Source organism: Vibrio astriarenae (genome assembly GCF_010587385.1).
GTDB lineage: Bacteria > Pseudomonadota > Gammaproteobacteria > Enterobacterales > Vibrionaceae > Vibrio > Vibrio astriarenae.
The window spans coordinates 1,315,732-1,335,552 of record NZ_CP047476.1; the positions used below are offsets into that span (position 1 = coordinate 1,315,732).

Here is a 19,821-nt window from a genome sequence, read left to right on the forward strand (position 1 = left end):
GAGTAAGCTCTATGGTTTCGAGCTTACTCCTTTTGTTGATGAAAGTTCTGTTTAAATAACTTCAGCGCATCAATCAGGGCTCTCTCTTTCAATGGTTTTAGCAATACATAGTTTGCGCCAGCGACCATAAACGCATTGCGCGTCTCATCTAATCCATCTGCGGTACAAGCAAAGATTGGCGTTTCGTTGTTCAGCTCTTGGCGAATATAGCGTGTTGCCTCGATACCATTCATCTCGGGCAGTTGATTATCCATCAATACCAGGTCAAATGACTGTGATCTCATCGCATCAATCGCTTTAATCCCATCAACGACCCACTCTACCTTCATGCCAAACTTTTCACAAAAAGCTTGTGCGATAAACGCATTGGTGTTGTTGTCCTCCACCAATAACACGCGAACTTTTCCATCAAAGAAGATCTGTGAGTGGGGTAGATGAGGCAGTGCCATCGTATTCTCAGCGCGGCTTTGTGCTTTGATCGGCAGTGTTAACGTAAAGGTTGTACCCTTACCGACTTCGCTCTCAACACGCATTTTCCCGCCAAGAAGTTCAACTAGACTATTAACAATCGCTAGCCCTAAACCACTGCCGCCATGCTGCCGTTTTAGAGAGGATTCCAACTGCACAAAAGGTTCAAAAATTTTGCCTAGCTCACCGTCATCAACACCAATCCCCGTATCAGTAACCTCAATCGTCATCTTATCTGTGCTAAGGACCTGAACAAGAACATTCACTCCACCTTTGTCGGTAAACTTCACCGCGTTACTCACAAGGTTAAAGAGAATCTGATTTAGACGGACTTGGTCTGTCACTATCATCAAATCTGGCGCGGCATTCATGCGCACTCTGAGCTGAATCCCTTTTTCCTCACACAGTGGGGTATAAATCTGTTCAACCGCTCTACAACTCTCGAGTAATTTAAATAGTGTCGGCTGGATACTAAATTGACCTTGCTCGATTTTTGAAAAATCGAGAATGTCGTTCAGTACCGCTAGCAAGTGCTCACCACTTTGGCATAAGATATCGACATACTTTTGATGCTGTTCTTTTGACAAGCCATATTGAAGCAGTTGGGAGACGCCAATAATACCGTTGAGTGGCGTTCTTAGCTCGTGGCTCATTTTCGCAAGGAAGTCAGCCCGTACCCGAGCACTCTCTTCCGCCGCTTCTTTTGCGAGCTGGGTTTGTCGCTCGGCTTCAATGAGTGACGATATATTCTGAGCTTGAGCGATAATCTGTTGCTGGCCGTTTTCAATAAAGATCGACGAGATATTCCAACGATAGGTATCTTTGCCAATAGACGTGTTAACGCCAATCACCGTTTCGCCTTCTACGACCTGCAACACATGAGGCAGTAGAACCTCGATCAGTTGAGCATAAGATGCCGTGCCTTCGATATCACTACCAAACTGGTGCTTGGCGACAGGGTTCATACTCACTACCTGACCATTCGCGTTCCAAACGATACTTGGTGACAATGAAAAGTTAAATAGGTCTTCAAACAACTTTTCTTGCTCATTCAAGCGCGCAAAGGCATTTTCTATGACGTTACCAAGACGATCGAACTCAATAATGGCAGAGCCCTCATAGCGCTTGACCACACGATGCTCGACAATATCACTGGTGTAGTTCATCAACAGGTCAAGTTCTCTTGCCACTTTCTTCTTCAACCAGTAGCGTCCCCAAAAGAGTATGCCAAGCAAAATGCCGAACAGGGCTATAGCGGTAATAAAATGGCTTCGAACTAATAGCGTTGCCGCAGGGGAGTTTCGGATAGTGAAGACACTCAAAAAAGTTGGCGTATCATTCAAGACAAGATCGGTTTTATTGACCGATATACTGCCATTGAGGCTGTATTGATTTTGAGCATCAGCATGACTAAGCAAAATATCGAGCTGATCATACTCCGGCTTTTTGTTGAAACTTGACGCGATAACCGTTGAGCCCACTGCTAACATCACATCCTGTGAGTTGCTGCCATCACGCAACATGACCATTAAAGAGAGGTTGTTGTTAAGCACCAAGCCAATGTTCAACATGGCGACAAGCTCTCCAGATCGTGTATCCACGATTGGAGAGCGGCGCATCAAGATATAGCGAGTACCAAGTTGAGAGGGCGTCTGTGCCAAATACCAATGCTTGGTCTGTCCGAGGCGTTGAGTCAAATTAAGCAATGAGCGGTCAGAGATACCGTAAAAGCCGTGGTTGGTATCATCCCAATAAACATCGTTCCCACGAGTGATGACCCTGATATCGGGAATCAAGTTCGAATCTATATTATCGAGGCCTGCGAAAAGGCGGTCGATGTCGGTACGCTGATCATCTCGTATTGCTTTCACCAGAGAATCACTACGGCCAATGGTATCTTGCTGAATTTCAAGTGCATCCAGGCGAAAATTAAACAGCCCCTGAATGAGTGTCGACGTCTGCATGTGAGCCCTGGATGCTTCACGACTAATGACCTCATTTGAAACATAGTAATTTTGAAACAGGATCAAACATGCAAATACCGAGATCAACACAAAGACCGACTGAGTGATCAGTGTGGTAAAGGGTCGACGTCGCTTACGCGGATTAAACATACTCATTCGAGCGTCGCCTCACTTAATCACGGTTAGAATAACGAAAAGCTTTTTGCTTCAAATACCGTATTTCATTGTCGTCCGCTTCCGACGTAATAAGTTTAAAGTCACCAGAGTAAACCGTTGGAACAGACTCTCCTTGTATGTCCCATTTAATAGCCTCAGCCATTGCGATACCTGTATCGTCATTCATTCGCATAACTGTTACATCGAGGTCATCATTCGCTAGGGCTTGAAGCTCCGCTGTGCCTCCCCCCCAACCATTAATGTAAACATCAGTGCGCCCCATTTCTTTCAAAGCATCTACCGCTCCCAAAGCCACATCTGTTGCGCTTGCATAAATAAAATCGATATCCCTATTTTGCTCCAGTATGGTGAGTGTAGTTTGATAGCCCGATTCTCGGCTTGCATCCGTGTAATAAGAGGACGCTAGGTTATAGTGACCGCTATGTGACATTTGGTTGATGAAAGTAGAGCCCCTTGCTTCACTAACATAACCCTCTGAGCGATAAATCACCGAATAGTTACTATTTCCTTCAGGGAAGACATTTTTGAAGTGTTCAACCAAAAGCTGTGTTCCTTTGATATGGTCGAAGCCAACATACATAAATGGCTGAAGTTCATCCCACTCCCTTAAAGGAGTAGTGATGTTTTGAAGAATAAGCTTAGTTTCTCCGGAGCTTAATACATGCTCAATGAATTTACGATGACGAGTGGTATCTAACGTAAAAATGAGATAATCAGACTTATTTTTAAGAGCCTCCATCAAAGAAACACTCTGCTGCCTTAGATCAACATTAGGACGAGTAAATACCTGATTTATCTGATACTCGATCCCAAGCTCGTCCATACGCTGCTCAAAGGCGCTTATGTTGCGCACCCAATAATCTGATACTTGTTGGCCAGGATAAACCACCGAAATTGAAATCGGCTTTTTTTGTTCAGTTTTCAAAGGTGATGCGTCAGCTTGTACTGTTTTATTGAGTTTTTCAGTCAAAGCGCGTTGGGCAGGAAACTGATCTAAAAATTCATCATACTGCCAGTATTCACTCAGGACTTGCAGTGTATGGTGGTCAGCATTTGCACCAAATGCCAATATCGATAACGCCGCTGAAGTTAGGTACTTTCTCATCAAATTTTCTTCTTATATTTCGTTCGACTTCAATCGCAGAGAGCGGAGTGAAAACCCAATATCTTACTCTAGATTGTTGAGTTGCCATTCCCCCAAGATTAAAGCTTCTTTGCGCGACTTAGACAGCTGCTTGATTTTGTATTCCCACTTTTGAGCTTCGCTACGTGAATAGCCAACCTGCACCGACCACTCTAGTAATAAAGGGGCTTTTCCTTTCAAGGCTTTCGCTCCTTTGCCGCTGCAGTGCTGTGCAAAGCGTCGTGAGATGTCTGTGGTTACTCCACAGTATAGAGTATTATTTTTTGTCCGAATCAGATAAACAAACCAAGGGGACTTCCCTTGGTTTGCTTGTTGAGAACTAACCAAGCTGAGATTCCAAATCTACGATCTTAGCTTTTAGCTCTGCCACTTCCTGCTCCAACTCCGCAATTCGAGCATCTTTAGCGTTGGTTGGCACAGCCGTCTCTAACTCCGAAATATCAACTTCACCACAGAACAAATGCTGATAGCGAGACTCACGCTTACCCGCTTCTCTTGGAAGCTTAACCACGAGAGGACCACCTTCGCGCTCTGCCATATTCGTTAGAACTTGTTCAACTTCTTTTACATCAGAGAACTCACACAGACGACTGGTGCGAGTGCGTAGCTCTCCTGGAGTCTGAGCGCCGCGAAGTAACATGCAGCAAGCGATGCCTTTTTCCTGCTTTGTTAAGTGAAAATCGCCAAATTCTGTGTTGCAAAAACGATGCTGGAACTTATTCGCACGACTATTGAATCCACTTTCATCGCTAACCAGTCGCTTTGCAATCAAGCCCTCGACTGCGATCTTGATTTCATCCGATGTCAAAGACATAACAGGCTCGCGATTACTTTTCTGATTACAGGCTGACGTAAGGCTGTTGAGCGTTAGAGGATAATAGTCTGGTGTCGTGACTTCTTTTTCAATCAGACAGCCAATAATACGGGCTTCAATAGGCGAGAGAACGATTGTCATTGTAGTTATCCTTTTCTAATGTTCTGGGTAGAGATTGAGTGGGCGCATGTTACCCTTTTCATCAACCATCATGATACGAGAGCGCTGCAGTTCTACCTCTGTCGCTTCAACCCACTTTCGAGCGCCCTGATAAGACTTTCGCAACTTCAAAGCTTCTGGTGGGGTTTGCGGTTTAACAGGCTCTGATTGATGAGCAACATAGCCAATTTCTTGGTTAAGCTGTTTGATAGAATTCATTTGTTATAGACATAGTGCCGTTTCATTTCCTCCATCATAGCTATAGATAGGGAGAGGAACAATGTTGCGTAATTGTAGTTGGACATTTTATCGGCACTCAAAACGAAAAAACGCATGCCTGAGCATGCGTTTATCGAGTTTTTGCTAGTCAGAGAGCAACCTAACCACCAGCGCACCGGGTTCGCGCATTGAGTCCACATTGAAACTCAGCACTTTACCGTCATTTGGCGCACAATAGGTTTCAACCAGTTGACCAAATGCATCGTATTGTAACGCAACGATATCGCCTGAGCTGACATCACTCAATAGCTCCACTTGCGGCAATACAAAGCCACCCTGTTTAGCGCGAATACTGGTAATGGTTTTACCTTCGCGACATTCAAACGGAGGCTGTGTCGGTTCTCCATCCAGTAAACCGATGTATTTGAGGATGTTCTCCATTCCTTCTACTGAACGGTCTATGAGGGCTTGCTGAGTGACTTTACCCATACCGACTTCCACTGTGATACTTGGCACTAGGCTTCGATTCCATAGAGTTTCCAAAACACCATCATCGCCGGGATCATCAAGAATACAATCTGGGTTCATCAGACGAGCCATTTGCAGGGCTTCAGGTAAACGATAATCTGCAAAGACATAAAGTGGGTAAACCGCACCGCTGGTTTGAGTGTGCAGATCGATAGCACAGTCAGCATTGGGCTTCAGCAGCTTGCACCAAACCGCATCAATAAAGCGATTAGCCGCATCGCCATTCGCATTGCCTGGGAAAAAACGGTTTAGGTTACTTGGAGAGGCATCAGGGTCAGAACTATGAAAATCACGACTATGATTGAGCATACCCGGCAGGTTTATCATTGATACAATGGTAATGGTACCTTTAACTTCAACGTTACCCAACGAACGGATAAGCTGTTGAGCAGAAAGTACACCATTGAGCTCGTCGCCATGTACCCCCGCGGTCACCATGACTCTTGGTCCCTCTTGAGCGCCTTTAAATACAGTAACAGGCAGCAGGTAAGGTTGTGCGATAGCATTAGAGCCCGCCTGGAACCAAAATTGATGAGAGCCGATTGGAAGGTCAAGAACATTCAACTGCTCAATAACCGATTTACCTTGAACAATATCGCCTGAGCGAACCGTCGCCATAGTTGTATTTCTCCAATAAAAAGGGCGAGATAACTCGCCCTAAAATGAATGTGGTTTGAAAGGCTTACGAGAAGCCTAACAGATGTGCTGATACTACCACGATGCTCGATAGAGTGAACAGCAGTAAGATAAAGCGCCAACAGAATTTTGCCCAATTACCCCAATCAATACGGCACACACCCAGGGTCGCCATTAGAGAAGCAGAAGTCGGTACGATGATGTTAGTGAAACCATCACCCAATTGGAAAGCAAGAACCGCAACTTGACGCGTCACACCAGCGATATCAGCAAGCGGCGCAAGTAGAGGCATCGTTAGTGCAGCCTGGCCAGAGCCTGACGTCACGAAGAAGTTGAAGATGGACTGGAAAACATACATTAACCAAGCCGCACCTGCTTCAGGTAAGCCACTAATGACGCCACCAGCACTGTTAAGAATCGAGTTCAACACACTGACTTCATCGGTAGACCCGCCGCCAAGAATCAGTAGTACACCCTTGGCACAACCTACTAGTAATGCAGGAGCCAACATAACACCTGCACCTTCTTTAAATGACGCTGCGATGTCGTTGACTGTCATACCATTTAGGCGGAAAACAACGCCAATGATACCGGCGACAAAGCCCATTGTGAAGAACTGAGACGCGATCTCAGGAATATACCAAGCGTGAGCTACTACACCCCAAACGACCCATACTGTGGTTGCAAACACGGTTAGGATAACGAGCGTATCGCCAAGGTTCCAACGAGAGTCTTGATTACCAATGTCTTGTTGGCGGAAGTGTGCATCACTGCCATAACTGTGTGAAAGCTCTGGGTTCGCTTTAATACGCGAGGCGTACATCATGGTAAAGGCAATACCAATCAAAGTGAAAGCTACCCACATCACCATACGCATCTGCATGCCTGATAAAACCGGCACACCAGCAATACCTTGAGCAATCGCCACTGAGAATGGGTTCATCCATGATGTGGCGAAACCAATTTGTGTCGCAACGTAAGTCACCATCACAGTGGTGATACCATCATAACCAAGGCGAACCATTAATGGAGCGATAATAATTGCAAACGCAACCGCCTCTTCGCCCATACCGAAAACGGCACCGCCCAGCGAAAACAAGAAGAACAGAACTGGAATAAATAAAGACTCACTGCCCTTGGTCTTATCAATTAGGCGCAAAATACCGTTATCAATGGTACCTGTGCGCATCACCACACCAAACGCACCACCGATCACTAACATGAACATGATGACGCCAATCGCGCTGCCCCATTTAGAGCCAGAAACTAACCCCTCAAATGGGAAGTTCATTAATCCAATGCCACCACCTGACGCGAATAAACCTACTTTGTTGTATTGCAGATCACCGTTCTCATCTGTTGCGTAACTAAATGACATCGGGTCAATAACGGTACGCGTTTTCTCTACGCCGTCAGCAATATAAGAGACTTGCTGGGTATCAAAGTGACCAGCTGGTACAAAATAAGTAAGGATGCTAGCTAGGATACCGACAACAAAAATTAGAATTAATGTGTCTGGCATTTGCCATGTTTTGTTTTCAGTCGTCACCGATTGTGACTCAACGTGTGTTTGCGACATAGTCTGTTTTTAGTGTGTGATGATAGTTGTGTTTTAAAGAGCATGAAATGTCATATATTCAGAATAAAAAGTCAACTTAGAGCGTCGGGTTAAGCTAAAAATTCAGCCATTATTTGATCTAAAGTCAAATAACCTAGCGTGTCATTCATGACCAAAATAAATCCCTACATGCCGCCTCACTGCTCGGTGATGTGAACTCTGTGAGTAGGCGCACTCAGAACACCTTGAGAAAACGAACAAAACTGTGCTTTAATCGAGTGCAGGTACGTGATGCTAACGTGTTGTTAGTGTCCATTTTGAGTTTTAATTTTTGGGGAAAGTTATGAGTAGCGTTTTTGAAATCGTTAGCCAAGCACGTCGTAAGAATAAACTGAAGCGTGAGCTACTAGACAACGAGAAAAAAATCCGTGACAACCGTAAGCGTGTTGACCTTCTAGACAACCTAATGGACTACATTCGTCCAGACATGTCGACAGATGAAATCATCGTGATCATCAAGAACATGAAAGCCGACTACGAAGACCGTGTAGATGACCACATCATCAAGAGTGCTGAAATCTCGAAAGCTCGCCGTGACATCAGCCGTCGCATCCGTGAACTAACTGAAGAAGATAAAGCAACCGTTCAAGGCAAGAAGTAAGCTTTGAAACAAAGTCTGTGATGAGAAAGGTCAGCAATTGCTGACCTTTGTTGTTCTTGGCAAGGTATTTTTAAAACATCTATCGCTTTAACGTGACTCCGCGCCGATGAACTGATGCCAGTAACGATCAGCCACCGCGATCGCCCTGTCGCGATCCTGCAATTCGGTAAACAAAACTGCCGCCATCGTCTCTATTATCGTGTTGACCATCAGATGCCTCTGCTCTACTGACGTTCCTAGCGGACACTTGTAGCTATTATCAATTTCATCCAGTTGGCGCTCCTGCCAGTAGTAGGATTCTACACCTTCAGTTGAGCTCATCCACACCGTCTGACTGACCTTAGGGTTATATTCAGATTCACCCGATTGGCCTTTAAACGAAATAACCGCATGAGACGTCTTGCCAATTTCATGCTCTACTTCGGCATGCAGTTGTTGAAACCCTGGATGGAAACTTCCACGTAAGCCTAAACGCGCCTTACTCGGATTCAATGCTCTCACTACGGTATTAATAGGAGTTCGAAGGCCATAGCGCTGCTTCCAGCCAATCATCGTTTCTGCTTGCGGTGCAAAATGGGCAAGAGGTAAGTAGGCGATATTGTGTTTTTTCAATATTGATTTAGCCTGCTTGGCATCTTTGGCTGTTTCAATCCCTACTTTTTCAAGAAAATCTTCAACATGGAGTCGATCCATTGTCGGATCCTTATAGCCATGCAGCAGAACTTTATATCCATTATCAGCAAGAATTTTCGCTGCCAGTAATTGCCAAGGAGGCCCCGCAGAGTAACGCTTCCCCGCATAACAAGGCCAATCAATATCAGCACCAATATCTGGCATACGCGATTGAAAGGCACTGACAAATCCGGCTATCTCTTGTTTCGTTTCGTTCTGCACGCGGATCAGCATCATCAACATTGCCATTTGGTCATCACCCACCTGACCATCTAGATACTCATCCATCACTTTATATGCTTGCTCAAATGAAAGAGGTTTGCGCCCTCTCTCTCCTCGCCCAACGGTTCGAATACACTCTAATATGCTGCTCATAATGCTTCCATGTGTAACAAGTTACTGGATAACCTAACACACCTAAGGAAGCTCACCAAAACAGAATAGAGCTAAAGTGCCCCTTTTACGACTAACTCTAAATGTGGTCGCTGCAAAACTTCAAAACGCATCAAATCTTCTGAAATAGGTTTAGAGAAGTAGTATCCCTGTAACCATTCACACCCAAGCTCAGTTAGATAGTCCGCTTGAAACTGTGTCTCGACACCTTCTGCGACTAATTCAAGGTTATGTGTTTTGGCTAGTGAGTAGATAACCTCGACCATAGATCGCTCGTTGGTGCTCTCCTCGTTAAGGATTTCAACAAAGCTTTTATCAATTTTCAGCACATCAAACGGATAGTGAACCAACTGATGAAACGAGGTGTAGCCCGCACCAAAATCGTCTAATACCAAACGAAAACCTAAATCTTTAAGCGCATTCAAGACCTCTAAACCTATTTTGTCATTTGGAACGAAAGCCGTTTCCGTTACCTCTAGCTCTATACACGAAGGATCAACATAGTACTGTTCCAGTAATGTGGCTACCTGGCTAGGAAAACGACTATTACTCAGCTCTAAGGCTGAAATATTGATGGAAAAGATCAGACTTCGACTTGTATTCTTTACCAACTTACTAATCAGGTTGAAGCTGTTTCTTAAAACCCAGAGATCAATCTCTTCGATTAAACCAAGCTTTTCCGCTTGTGTAATATACTCATCCGCACAAAAATTCATTTTTTCCAACGACGGACAGCGAGTCAATATTTCGTACCCCCGCACGTGTTTTCCTTTTGCCGTCACAATAGGCATAAACACCAGCTTGAAGCTATCATGAATCAACGAATTGATGAGCTCTCGCTCCATTGTTTCGCCTTTTCTCACCTGGTGGTCAATATCAACATTATAAAATTGATAGTGGTTTCCATCTTGTGCTTTCGCTGCCTGTAGTGCTCTCTCTCCATAACTCTGTAGCGACTCTAACCCTAATGCTTGGCTATAGTGGTCGACTTCTACAACGCCGATACTCACCGAGATGGGCAGTTCATTACCCTCAAAACGGTAATGAGGATGAAATAGGTCTTGAATAGCGTGTATCAACTGCAAGGTTTGAGAAAAGCCATGAGTTTGCTGGATATACACACCAAACTGATCGACCGCCAGACGACAGAAAGTAACACCGGGTGAAGAATCGATATATCCCGCGATTAAATCTCTTGTTTTGTCAGCAAAATCGACAAGAAACCTATCCGCATAGTCATGCCCATAATGCTCATTCACCCGCTTAAAATTATCAATATCAAGATAAATCAAGTAACCAGGAATCGTGCCTTGCTGGTCTACGACTAAACGCTTTAGTTCTTTGAAGAATAGCTTTCGGCTTCCAATACCAGTCAGTTCATCCACCTCTAAAGTAGTGCGCATCTCTAGCCTAACGGCTGTATAGGCATCCCTTAATTGTTCTATCTCTATATCTTCCGCAGATTCGATTGCTCTACTTCGAGTCACCTGACGAGTATAGTGTTCAAGTGGGTTGACTACGTAGCGTGATATAACTAGGTGAAATAAAAGCATGGTCACCAGAGTGGCTACGACCACTCCAAAAGCAACTTTGAGCTTCAACACCCATAACTCATCTGCGATAAACGCTTGGTCAATACTCATTGAAAACTCAACAATCGGAGCACGCACTGATAATGCTAGACTAGTATCCTCCCTCAAATAAGCATACTCAACCGCGTCAGCATAACTCGGCTCAGTAAACCACTCTGGGTGAGTATGAGGAATAGAGGCGCCGAAGAGGGCACTAGACACAGTGACCATTCCCCCAGCTTCCAATTCAGCATCAGAGGTCACTTGAAGTCGATAATTATAGTGTTCACTCAATGAATCATTTAGCTCTCCAATCAATTCACCGAATACGGTTGAAGGATGGACTGAGAGCAGTACGTATTGTTGTGGGGTTCTGACTGCAGTGACTACCAAGAGTTGATTTTCGACCACGACGATTTTATGAAAACGCTGTGTGTCACCAGTTAAGTTCACCTTCGCTTCTGCCAGCAACACAGATAAAAGGCTCGCTCTTATATGTTGATTCCTCTCAATCACATTCCCCAGAGAATCAATAAGCAACAGTGTAATGTCTGAATACGGTTTAATGCGCTCGCTTTGATGGAGTCGATTTAAATGTTGGTAAAGCGAGCGAAAAGTTCTTGGTTTATCTTGGTTAAGGTTAGAAAAAGAGAGGTAACGCTCTCTCTCTAGAGCGATGTCAATATGAGTATCAATTTGATTAACCTCATTCGGAAGTTGCGCCAATACATCCTCTACCTTCTCCGCCCAGAATTCGAGAAGTGTATCCTGATATTGATTTACAAAACTGAAGTAGACAAAGACACCGATACAAAGATAGAAAACGCTAACTGCGGGAACGAATACTTTGAGCATTCTCCCTAACAAGGATGTTTTTAAACTGTTAACTAAGTTTGTGTTCATCGAACCTCTTCAAAATGTGACAAATAACCATCACGATACTTTTGAATACCTAACAGTAACTTAGGACAGTTTTGATTCAGATCCACTCAAGCCCGTATGCAACTAGTGGAGTTTCATTAAAAATAAAGCGTGAGTCTTGTTTTGCATGTCACGACTGCAAATACTTGTCCAATTAATGAGAATTAAAAAGGCACTTTGACGTCAAAAAAAGAGCCACATCCAAGTTAATGGGTTGATAAATCTATCAATATAATTAGCCACATAAATAAAATTAATCAATTTGTGAAACAAATCGACAAGTTGGTAACATTTTTTGTATTCGGCTACTAGTGCATTAACCTAACAACCATTAAGATCATTTTTTTGACGTTGGTTCCAAGTTATATGAATATTCTTGTTTGTGATGACTCTGCGGTGGCAAGAAAATCTATTGTTCGTTCAATAGATCACCAACCCTCGCTTTCAATATTTGAAGCAGAGCACGGACAAGCAGCATTGCAACTCATGGAAGCACATCCCATCGATGTACTTTTTCTCGATCTAACCATGCCTGTGATGGATGGTTTCGAGGTGCTTGAAGCACTGCCAAAAGGCATTCACTCAACTCAAATCGTGGTCTTTTCGGCAGATGTTCAAGAACAAGCCAAAAACCGATGCTTAGAGCTTGGTGCAAACTATTTCATCTCAAAACCATTTCTAGACACTGAAGTACAAACCATATTCAGCAAGCTAGGCTTAAAATTTAACCAGCCATCAAAGCGTGACCACTTCGATCACACGCCAGAGCAAAAGTTTAGGGAAGTCGCCAATATTGCGCTTGGCAAAGGGGCAGCCATCATGGCGAATCATCTCAATCATTTTATTGAGCTACCGATTCCCCATGTTGGATATCTCACATACTCTGAGCTTGCCATGACAATGTCAGATGCCCTCCACCAGCCCAACACAACCGCGATTACTCAACGCTTTGTCGGCGGACAAATTCATGGGGAAGCCTTTGTGTCTCTGAGGGGAAAAGAGGTTCTAGAACTAGGCGCAAAGCTTGGATATCAGACTGCATTTACCAGCACCAACGAAATCTATCAGAACATCGCCAACCTACTTGTCTCATCTTTCTTATTATCGTTGGGAGAAATGCTCGACAAGAGTTTTTCACTACGCCAACCAGCCCTGCTATCAGGATCAGCACTCAAGCAAATTCAATCAAAAGAGAATCAGCAGCTATTTGCCGTTGAATATACTTGTTACACCGAAGCGATGGACTTTGAATGTGAAGTTCTGTTCTTGGTTGATAAACCTTCCGTCAGAGTGATTCTTGACGTTATGGAGAATGTGTAATGTCAGGAATTACGCTAGACATCAATGAGTTTCACTGGATGACTCAAATCCTCGATACGATGGACTCAGGATTAGTGGTTCTAGACTTAGATAATAACGTCGTCGTCTGGAATAACTTTATGCAGTCCTACAGTGGAATATCATCGCAAAACATTCTTGGTCGTAACCTTTTTGACAGCTACGATGGGCTACCACGCAGTTGGCTTGAAGCCAAGATATCAAATGCAACCGTACTAGAAACCCGCTGTTTCTCTAGTTGGGAAAATCGACCATATCTATTTGCATTCAAGAACTTTTCTCCCGTTTCTCACGGCAGTCAGTTTATGTACCAAGATGTCGTTTTTACACCTTTAAAATCTCTGTGTGGCGGGGTGAGCCATATTGCCATTCAAATCACCGATGTGTCGGAGACTGCACACCACAAGATATACCTGAACACCACAAACCAACAGCTTTCAGAGTTGAGCCGCAAAGATGGCCTAACCAACCTATACAATCGAATCTCATGGGAGCAAAACCTAGAGAAAGAGTTCGAGCGAATGGTTTATGCCTCTGAACCAAGTTCACTGGTGATGTTTGACATAGACCACTTCAAGGCGATCAATGATACCTATGGGCACCATGTTGGCGACGAAGTGATTAGAGCAACCGCAAAGCTACTGCGAAAGTCAGTACGCAAAGGCGATGTCTGTGGTCGCTATGGTGGTGAAGAATTTACCGTTATTCTACCAAATACCTGCACCGAACAAGCGCGACTGTTTGCCGAGCGCCTGCGCGCCAGTATCGAACAAGCAAAAATTGAGCATGCGGGTCAGCAAATCAAATTCACCATCAGCTTAGGCGTTTGCCAGTATCACCCGAGCTTTCAAAATCATATAGCCTGGTTAAATAGCGTAGATGCCGCACTTTACCGCTCAAAAGATGGCGGTCGAAATCAAACGCAGGTGATAGATTTAATTAAAAGTTCGATGAGAAACGCTTAGTACTTCGTTGTGCCTGAATCAAACACCCCTTTCGGGGCATGGTTGATTGAGAGCTTTACCTCTACATTAGCCCTCTTATCAGCCTTTTATGCCATCATCTATGCGCCCTAAACCCGACCGCCTGACTGCAATGACATCACTCATAGAAGAGGTAAAAAACACGCTCCCCCTCTATGAGGAGGACACTTTTGTCTGCGGCCCCGACAATTCCTGTATTGGCTGCCCTAAAAAGCTCATGGAGTTAGTGGAAACTGAGGTGTCTTACTGGGAGAGTGCGATTGAACGTGGCGTTACACCTCAGTTTGATGAGATTCGTCGCTTTGGTAAGCTTTGCAATAACGTGCGACGAGGTTTAGTGCGTAACAACATTCAGCTCCTCGCTTGATGTCGTTTAGCTAGTGGATAATACCTTTATCAATGGCATATTTGGCGAGTTCTGCCGTCGAGTGCAAATCCAATTTGTGCTTAATATTCTGTCGATGAGTTTCCACTGTCCGATAACTGATTCCAAGAAGTGCCGCCACTTTTTTACTGCTGTGCCCCTCTGCAACAAGCTTCAATACTGACTCCTCTCGGCGACTCAATGGATTAGGCTTTTGGGCGGAGGGGACGACCTCCTGGGTAAACAAAGTCTGTGTCACTGATTCACAAAAATAGGTAGAGCCTTGATTGACAGTTTTTATCGCCTGAACCATCTTATTGGCGCAAATTTCTTTGAGCATATAGCCAACGGCACCTGCCTGCATCACCTTCATGATGTACTCGCGATTATCATGCATTGTGAGCATTAACACTTTCACGCCTGGATGCTCTTCACAGATAAGGCGCGTTGCATCAATCCCATTCATAATTGGCATACTGACGTCCATCAATACCACATCAGGGAGCAACTGACCCACAATCTCAACCGCCTCTAAACCATTACTCGCCGTGCCTACCACTTCGATCTCTGGCTCTTGGACTAAGCGTGCCATAAATCCATCGAGAACAACCTGATGATCATCCACCATCACTACCGATATTTTGTCACTCATTTTATCCATCCATTCTGATCAACACTGCAATTTCAGTCCCTAGGCCTACTTCACTCATTAATTCGAAGTCCCCCCCGATGAACTCGACTCGCTCACGCATGTTTCTAAGGCCAATCCCACCACGAGCCAGTGCTGCATTCACATTGAACCCCACACCGTCATCACGCACCATTAATTGTAGATGAGCGCCGACTTGCTGCAGCATCACCGTCACTTTTCCTGCGCCAGAGTGTTTCTCTACATTATTAAGAGACTCCTGTACCACTCGATATAAAGTCGTGCTGATATCTGAAGATAGCTTGACCGCGTTGGTATCAAAGTGAACATCAATTTCGAGCCCGGAGTGTGACTTAAAGTCGTGCAACAGTGTCGTGAGCGCAGCTTCTAGGCCGATATCGTCCAATGCGCTTGGGCGAAGTTGATGCGATATATGCCTGACTTCATTTATTGCCATCATGAGTGAGTGCTGTGACTTATCAAGGTGAGACCTTAGTCGCTCATCATCCACCTTATCCTTGAGCAGCTCCAAATGACATTTACTGGAAACCAGTAATTGATTGATACCATCGTGCAGTTCACGCGCAAGATGTTTCTTCTCATCTTCCTGAAACATCACGGTTTTGTGTGCCAACTCTTTAAGATTCTTATCTGCGAGGCGATGTTCGTGAAGGTTTATCGCTAAGGTAAGTACAATAATCACGGCGACAGTCACAATAAGAATCACCATCACTGAGAAAAAAGTTGTCTCAATGTTCTGGTTGATGGCCGCATGCATGTTGTCCACTTCTTGTCGCACATCTTCGATATACAACCCGGTGCCAATCATCCAATCCCATTTATCCAACCAGGCGGCATAACTTAATTTTGGTACAATATCTCCCGTTGAGGGTTTCTGCCACAAATATTGATGAAACCCTCCTCCCGCTTTGGCTTGAAACAGTAATGCCTCAATTAAGTAATCCCCATTGCTATCTTTTAGGTCGAGTAAGTTCTGGCCTACCAGTTCCGGCATGATTGGGTGAACCAAATTTACGCCTTGCTCATCATAAGCAAAGAAATAACCATCTGAGCCGTACCTAAGCTTAGTCAATATATCTTTCACCTCGAGCTTAGCTTCCACCTCGTTTAACTCGTCATCCATATAGACATGGCGAATCGCATCAAAAGCCAAATCGACACTGTCTTTTAATGCACTCTCGCGTGATTTGATTAAACTGTCGCGAAATATCTCCACCTCTTTCTCACCTAAACTCTTGGCTTGATGGATCGAGATCCAACTGATACTCAGTGTCACAAGAACCAAAGGGAGTAAGGTCAACAGAATCAACTTCGCTTTTAATGGCATACTTGCTCCTAAAACAAAAAACTGCCCCTAATTCGAAAGGGCAGTTTAACGTTAGCAATGATTATTAAATCATGAGGTTACGCAGGTCATAATTTGAACAATTGCGCCTCTAGCTCCTCTAACTCAATACTAATTCGCCATTCCATACATCTCAGGAAAAGCCAACAGTGAAGCAAGCACCACGATTTGAATCAGAATAAACGGCATAACACCGCGATAGATGTCTTGGGTTGTGACCCCATTAGGCGCGACACCTTTTAGATAAAAGAGACTGAAACCAAACGGTGGGGTTAGAAATGAGGTTTGCAGATTCATGGCAATCAGTATCGCGAACCATGTCATATTAAGGCCAAGCAACTCCGCAACTGGCGAGATAATCGGCACGATAATAAAACAGATTTCAACAAAGTCGATGAAGAAACCCAGAATCAGTATCACCAACATGGTGATGATTAGGAAGCCCCATTTTTCACCCGGCAGTTGCAGCATCCACTCTTCGACTAGGTAGTCACCACCGGTATAGGTAAATGCCATCGAGAAGGCGGTTGCACCGAGTAAAATAGCAAATACCATTGCGGTGACTTTGACGGTCTCTTTCGCGGACTCGTACACCATACGCCAACTAAATTGGCGATATAGTAACGCTAAAACCAGTGCTCCGGCTCCGCCAAGCGCAGCCGACTCGGTTGGGGTCGCGATACCTGCAAAAATAGAGCCCAGTACCAAAACGATAAGCACAAGGGGCGGTATCACCGCCTTAAGCGCATTGTAGATCTCTTGTTTACGACTGATTGAGTCATCACGCTCTATCGCTTGTGCTGATTCTGGGTGCAACTTAGCGTAGATAAGAATATAGATGACATAAGCAGCCACCAGCGCCAGCCCAGGCCAAACCGCTGCTTGGAAAAGGTCACCAACAGGAACACCGAGCACATCACCTAATAAGATCAACACAATGGAGGGTGGAATGATTTGACCCAGCGTGCCCGAAGCGCAAATAGTGCCGCAAGCAAGCCCTTTGTCATAGTTATATTTGAGCATGACGGGCAGTGAAATAAGCCCCATTGCGACAACAGAGGCTCCGACCACCCCCGTCGACGCAGCTAGCAACGCGCCAACCAACACCGTCGAAACGGCAATACCACCGCGCACACCACCGAATAAGCGCCCCATCGATTCCAGTAACTGCTCCGCTAGCTTTGTCTTTTGTAACACCAACCCCATAAAGACAAACAGAGGCACAGCCATCAACACGGTGTTCTCCATTATCGACTGAATGCGATACGGCATGAACGCAAACATATCCATACCTTCGGCCCAAACACCAAAGATTAGTGCAATACCACCAAAGGTAAAGGCCACCGGAAAACCTAAAAGCAGCGCGAACAGAGCGACAAAAAACATTACGATACCAATCATTTTATGTGTCCTTACTGTTTGTCTGAGTTAGGGGTGTCGTAGATAAGATGAGGATTCACGATCTTGTTCAGCGAGTGAAGAATAAGACCAATGCCGCTTATAGCCATAAAGAAGAATGATAGAGGTATCATGGCTTTGATCACCCAACGATAGGGCAGACCACCAGGGTCACCTGATGTTTCTCCTAAGGTATAGCTCTCTTTGGCAAAATCAACGCCATACCAAGCGACCAACAAGCAAAAGGGAAATAAGAAGACGAGCGTACCCACAATATCAATCACGGCTTGTGCCTTGTTGGAAAGTCGCTCATAAAATACGTCCACTCTTACGTGCCCACCGGCTTTAATGGCAAAAGGGACACCGAGCAAAAAGACCGATGAGAACAAATGCCATTCCATCTCTTGAAAAGCAATGGACACATCATTGAAGACATACCTCATCACCACATCATAGGTGACATTGGCAAGTAGGATGATAAACAGAATACTCGCGAGCCAGCCTAAGAAATCACCGAAGCGATTAAAGGCTCTCTCGATATAAATTAGACTTCTCATTCCAGGCTCCATGGAATTTTGAGGTTGCTCCACTCAACCTAGGTTGGTGGAGCTTATTTTTGTCACTTTCTAGAAACGTATAAATCAATTTCTTGGGCTTCCAGCGGTCTCTCACCGCTGAATGGGAAGATAGCTAAACTATTTCTCAGCTTCAGCTTGACCATTGAGGTAAGCGCGATGGGAGATATTCGACCAAGGGCGCACTTGCTCAAGATACGATGCTTGTGACTCTTGAATCTCTTTCGCTAAAGCATCTTTTTCAGCATGCTCTTTCAACAAACGGTCATTCGCCTCACGCAATGCAGACATGACTGCGGGTGGGAAGTTTTTCACCTGAACATTTGGATACTCAGTTTTAATCGTTGCCCAGTTCTTACCACTCTCATGCTTCGATTGAGTGTACATGTCGTATGCGGCGGTTTTCATTGCCACTTGCAAAATCGCCTTGAGATCATCCGGAAGCTTCTCCCAAGTCCGTTTGTTCACTAAGAATTGAAGCTCTGTCGCTGGCTCGTGCCAACCTGTGTAGTAGTACGGCGCAATTTTGTGGAAACCCATACGTAAATCAAGTGAAGGACCTACCCACTCTAGTGCATCAATGGTGCGACGCTCTAAAGAGGTATACAGTTCTCCCGGGGCAATATTTGTTGGTTTGGCCCCAAGCTCTGCCAATACTTCACCCGCAAAACCCGGGATACGCATTTTCAAACCTTGCAGGTCTTCGACTGAGTTAATCTCTTTCTGGAACCATCCACCCATTTGCACATCAGTATTCCCGCCTGGGAATGACATTAGATTGTGTGGTGAGTACACCTGCTCCATAAGCTCCATACCACCGCCATAGTAAAACCATGCGTATTGCTCCACTGGCAACATGCCGAACGGCATGGAAGTGAAGTAAAGCGTATTTGGCACCTTACCTTTCCAGTAGTAAGAAGCTGAGTGTCCCATATCGTACTGACCCGATTTCACCATATCAAACACGCCAAACGGTGCTTTATGCTTGTTCGATGAATCGATACGGATCTGCAGGCGACCACCTGACATCTCTTCCGCCATTTTCGCCATATTCTTGGTGGTATCACCAAACACGGGGAAGTTAGGCCCCCAAGTTTCAGCAAGCTTTAAGCGGTATACCTTATCATCAGCAAATGCGGATGCAGAGCCTAAAGCGCAAACTGCGGTTACAACCACACTGGTCACAACGCGTTTTACAGATTGATGGATAAAACTCATGATCTCGTCCTTTATGTTCTTCCATTGTGATTACACTGAAATACA

18 protein-coding genes are annotated in these 19,821 nt (G+C 44.8%); 4 read left to right on the top strand and 14 right to left on the bottom strand.

The window, feature by feature from the left end; all coding sequences use genetic code 11:
* Positions 1–23: 23 nt before the first annotated feature.
* The 7 genes from GT360_RS20215 to yfcC form a co-directional block, all read right to left on the bottom strand.
* Positions 24–2,588 carry a LuxQ periplasmic sensor domain-containing protein gene (locus GT360_RS20215; RefSeq protein ID WP_164650739.1) on the bottom strand — a complete coding sequence of 855 codons (2,565 nt, stop codon included), beginning with the start codon at positions 2,586–2,588 and terminating at the stop codon, positions 24–26.
* Between the two features lie 16 nt (positions 2,589–2,604).
* Complete coding sequence (locus tag GT360_RS20220) at positions 2,605–3,714, bottom strand: substrate-binding domain-containing protein (protein ID WP_164650740.1); 1,110 nt, start codon at positions 3,712–3,714, stop codon at positions 2,605–2,607.
* Between the two features lie 63 nt (positions 3,715–3,777).
* Positions 3,778–4,080, bottom strand: a complete 303-nt coding sequence (locus tag GT360_RS20225) for a GIY-YIG nuclease family protein (protein WP_164650741.1) — start codon at positions 4,078–4,080, stop codon at positions 3,778–3,780.
* Positions 4,073–4,708: a YceH family protein gene (locus tag GT360_RS20230; RefSeq protein WP_164650742.1), complete on the bottom strand. Its 636-nt coding sequence runs from the start codon at positions 4,706–4,708 to the stop codon at positions 4,073–4,075. The genes GT360_RS20225 and GT360_RS20230 overlap by 8 nt, the downstream gene beginning before the upstream one ends.
* A gap of 15 nt (positions 4,709–4,723) precedes the next feature.
* Positions 4,724–4,945 (bottom strand): hypothetical protein, encoded by a 222-nt coding sequence (locus tag GT360_RS20235; RefSeq protein ID WP_239502658.1) that lies wholly within the window; start codon positions 4,943–4,945, stop codon positions 4,724–4,726.
* A gap of 144 nt (positions 4,946–5,089) precedes the next feature.
* Entirely contained in the window at positions 5,090–6,091 is a 1,002-nt protein-coding gene (locus GT360_RS20240) for a succinylglutamate desuccinylase/aspartoacylase family protein (RefSeq protein ID WP_164650743.1), read from the bottom strand.
* A 64-nt stretch (positions 6,092–6,155) separates the two neighbouring features.
* Positions 6,156–7,631 carry a putative basic amino acid antiporter YfcC gene (gene yfcC / locus GT360_RS20245; RefSeq protein ID WP_239502702.1) on the bottom strand — a complete coding sequence of 492 codons (1,476 nt, stop codon included), beginning with the start codon at positions 7,629–7,631 and terminating at the stop codon, positions 6,156–6,158.
* 379 nt (positions 7,632–8,010) lie between these two features.
* Between yfcC and GT360_RS20250 the strand changes: the two genes are divergently transcribed.
* Positions 8,011–8,328: a DUF496 family protein gene (locus GT360_RS20250; RefSeq protein WP_164650745.1), complete on the top strand. Its 318-nt coding sequence runs from the start codon at positions 8,011–8,013 to the stop codon at positions 8,326–8,328.
* Between the two features lie 87 nt (positions 8,329–8,415).
* Here the strand turns inward: GT360_RS20250 and GT360_RS20255 are convergent, their stop codons facing one another.
* Positions 8,416–9,375 carry a glycosyl transferase family protein gene (locus GT360_RS20255; RefSeq protein WP_164650746.1) on the bottom strand — a complete coding sequence of 320 codons (960 nt, stop codon included), beginning with the start codon at positions 9,373–9,375 and terminating at the stop codon, positions 8,416–8,418.
* 71 nt (positions 9,376–9,446) lie between these two features.
* Positions 9,447–11,867, bottom strand: coding sequence for a putative bifunctional diguanylate cyclase/phosphodiesterase (locus GT360_RS20260; protein WP_164650747.1), 2,421 nt, complete (start codon positions 11,865–11,867; stop codon positions 9,447–9,449).
* 384 nt (positions 11,868–12,251) lie between these two features.
* On the opposite strand from GT360_RS20260, the gene GT360_RS20265 reads away from it, so the two are divergent.
* The 3 genes from GT360_RS20265 (at position 12,252) to GT360_RS20275 (ending at position 14,573) form a co-directional block, all read left to right on the top strand.
* A complete protein-coding gene (locus GT360_RS20265; protein ID WP_164650748.1) occupies positions 12,252–13,205 on the top strand; it encodes a response regulator in 954 nt (317 codons plus the stop codon).
* Positions 13,205–14,188 (top strand): sensor domain-containing diguanylate cyclase, encoded by a 984-nt coding sequence (locus tag GT360_RS20270; protein WP_164650749.1) that lies wholly within the window; start codon positions 13,205–13,207, stop codon positions 14,186–14,188. The genes GT360_RS20265 and GT360_RS20270 overlap by 1 nt, the downstream gene beginning before the upstream one ends.
* 100 nt (positions 14,189–14,288) lie before the next feature.
* Positions 14,289–14,573 (top strand): hypothetical protein, encoded by a 285-nt coding sequence (locus tag GT360_RS20275; RefSeq protein ID WP_164651184.1) that lies wholly within the window; start codon positions 14,289–14,291, stop codon positions 14,571–14,573.
* A gap of 10 nt (positions 14,574–14,583) precedes the next feature.
* Here the strand turns inward: GT360_RS20275 and GT360_RS20280 are convergent, their stop codons facing one another.
* From GT360_RS20280 to GT360_RS20300, 5 genes are all read right to left on the bottom strand, one after another.
* On the bottom strand, positions 14,584–15,222 hold the full coding sequence (locus GT360_RS20280) for a response regulator (protein ID WP_164650750.1): 639 nt from the start codon (positions 15,220–15,222) through the stop codon (positions 14,584–14,586).
* A gap of 1 nt (position 15,223) precedes the next feature.
* The gene (locus tag GT360_RS20285; protein WP_164650751.1) at positions 15,224–16,567 is read right to left on the bottom strand and encodes a cache domain-containing protein; all 1,344 of its coding nucleotides are present in this window, start codon (positions 16,565–16,567) and stop codon (positions 15,224–15,226) included.
* Positions 16,568–16,696: 129 nt separating this feature from the next.
* Entirely contained in the window at positions 16,697–17,986 is a 1,290-nt protein-coding gene (locus GT360_RS20290; RefSeq protein WP_164650752.1) for a TRAP transporter large permease, read from the bottom strand.
* Positions 17,987–17,997: 11 nt separating this feature from the next.
* On the bottom strand, positions 17,998–18,540 hold the full coding sequence (locus GT360_RS20295; RefSeq protein ID WP_164650753.1) for a TRAP transporter small permease subunit: 543 nt from the start codon (positions 18,538–18,540) through the stop codon (positions 17,998–18,000).
* Between the two features lie 138 nt (positions 18,541–18,678).
* Positions 18,679–19,776 carry a TRAP transporter substrate-binding protein gene (locus GT360_RS20300; protein ID WP_164650754.1) on the bottom strand — a complete coding sequence of 366 codons (1,098 nt, stop codon included), beginning with the start codon at positions 19,774–19,776 and terminating at the stop codon, positions 18,679–18,681.
* Positions 19,777–19,821 lie beyond the last annotated feature (45 nt).

Coding starts and splice junctions, on each gene's coding strand:
- GT360_RS20215 (WP_164650739.1), bottom strand. CDS start 2,588: ATGAGTATGTTTAATCCGCGTAAGCGACGTCGACCCTTTACCACACTG.
- GT360_RS20220 (WP_164650740.1), bottom strand. CDS start 3,714: ATGAGAAAGTACCTAACTTCAGCGGCGTTATCGATATTGGCATTTGGT.
- GT360_RS20230 (WP_164650742.1), bottom strand. CDS start 4,708: ATGACAATCGTTCTCTCGCCTATTGAAGCCCGTATTATTGGCTGTCTG.
- GT360_RS20235 (WP_239502658.1), bottom strand. CDS start 4,945: ATGAATTCTATCAAACAGCTTAACCAAGAAATTGGCTATGTTGCTCAT.
- GT360_RS20240 (WP_164650743.1), bottom strand. CDS start 6,091: ATGGCGACGGTTCGCTCAGGCGATATTGTTCAAGGTAAATCGGTTATT.
- yfcC (WP_239502702.1), bottom strand. CDS start 7,631: ATGCCAGACACATTAATTCTAATTTTTGTTGTCGGTATCCTAGCTAGC.
- GT360_RS20250 (WP_164650745.1), top strand. CDS start 8,011: ATGAGTAGCGTTTTTGAAATCGTTAGCCAAGCACGTCGTAAGAATAAA.
- GT360_RS20255 (WP_164650746.1), bottom strand. CDS start 9,375: ATGAGCAGCATATTAGAGTGTATTCGAACCGTTGGGCGAGGAGAGAGA.
- GT360_RS20260 (WP_164650747.1), bottom strand. CDS start 11,867: ATGAACACAAACTTAGTTAACAGTTTAAAAACATCCTTGTTAGGGAGA.
- GT360_RS20265 (WP_164650748.1), top strand. CDS start 12,252: ATGAATATTCTTGTTTGTGATGACTCTGCGGTGGCAAGAAAATCTATT.
- GT360_RS20270 (WP_164650749.1), top strand. CDS start 13,205: ATGTCAGGAATTACGCTAGACATCAATGAGTTTCACTGGATGACTCAA.
- GT360_RS20275 (WP_164651184.1), top strand. CDS start 14,289: ATGCGCCCTAAACCCGACCGCCTGACTGCAATGACATCACTCATAGAA.
- GT360_RS20280 (WP_164650750.1), bottom strand. CDS start 15,222: ATGAGTGACAAAATATCGGTAGTGATGGTGGATGATCATCAGGTTGTT.
- GT360_RS20285 (WP_164650751.1), bottom strand. CDS start 16,567: ATGCCATTAAAAGCGAAGTTGATTCTGTTGACCTTACTCCCTTTGGTT.
- GT360_RS20290 (WP_164650752.1), bottom strand. CDS start 17,986: ATGATTGGTATCGTAATGTTTTTTGTCGCTCTGTTCGCGCTGCTTTTA.
- GT360_RS20295 (WP_164650753.1), bottom strand. CDS start 18,540: ATGAGAAGTCTAATTTATATCGAGAGAGCCTTTAATCGCTTCGGTGAT.
- GT360_RS20300 (WP_164650754.1), bottom strand. CDS start 19,776: ATGAGTTTTATCCATCAATCTGTAAAACGCGTTGTGACCAGTGTGGTT.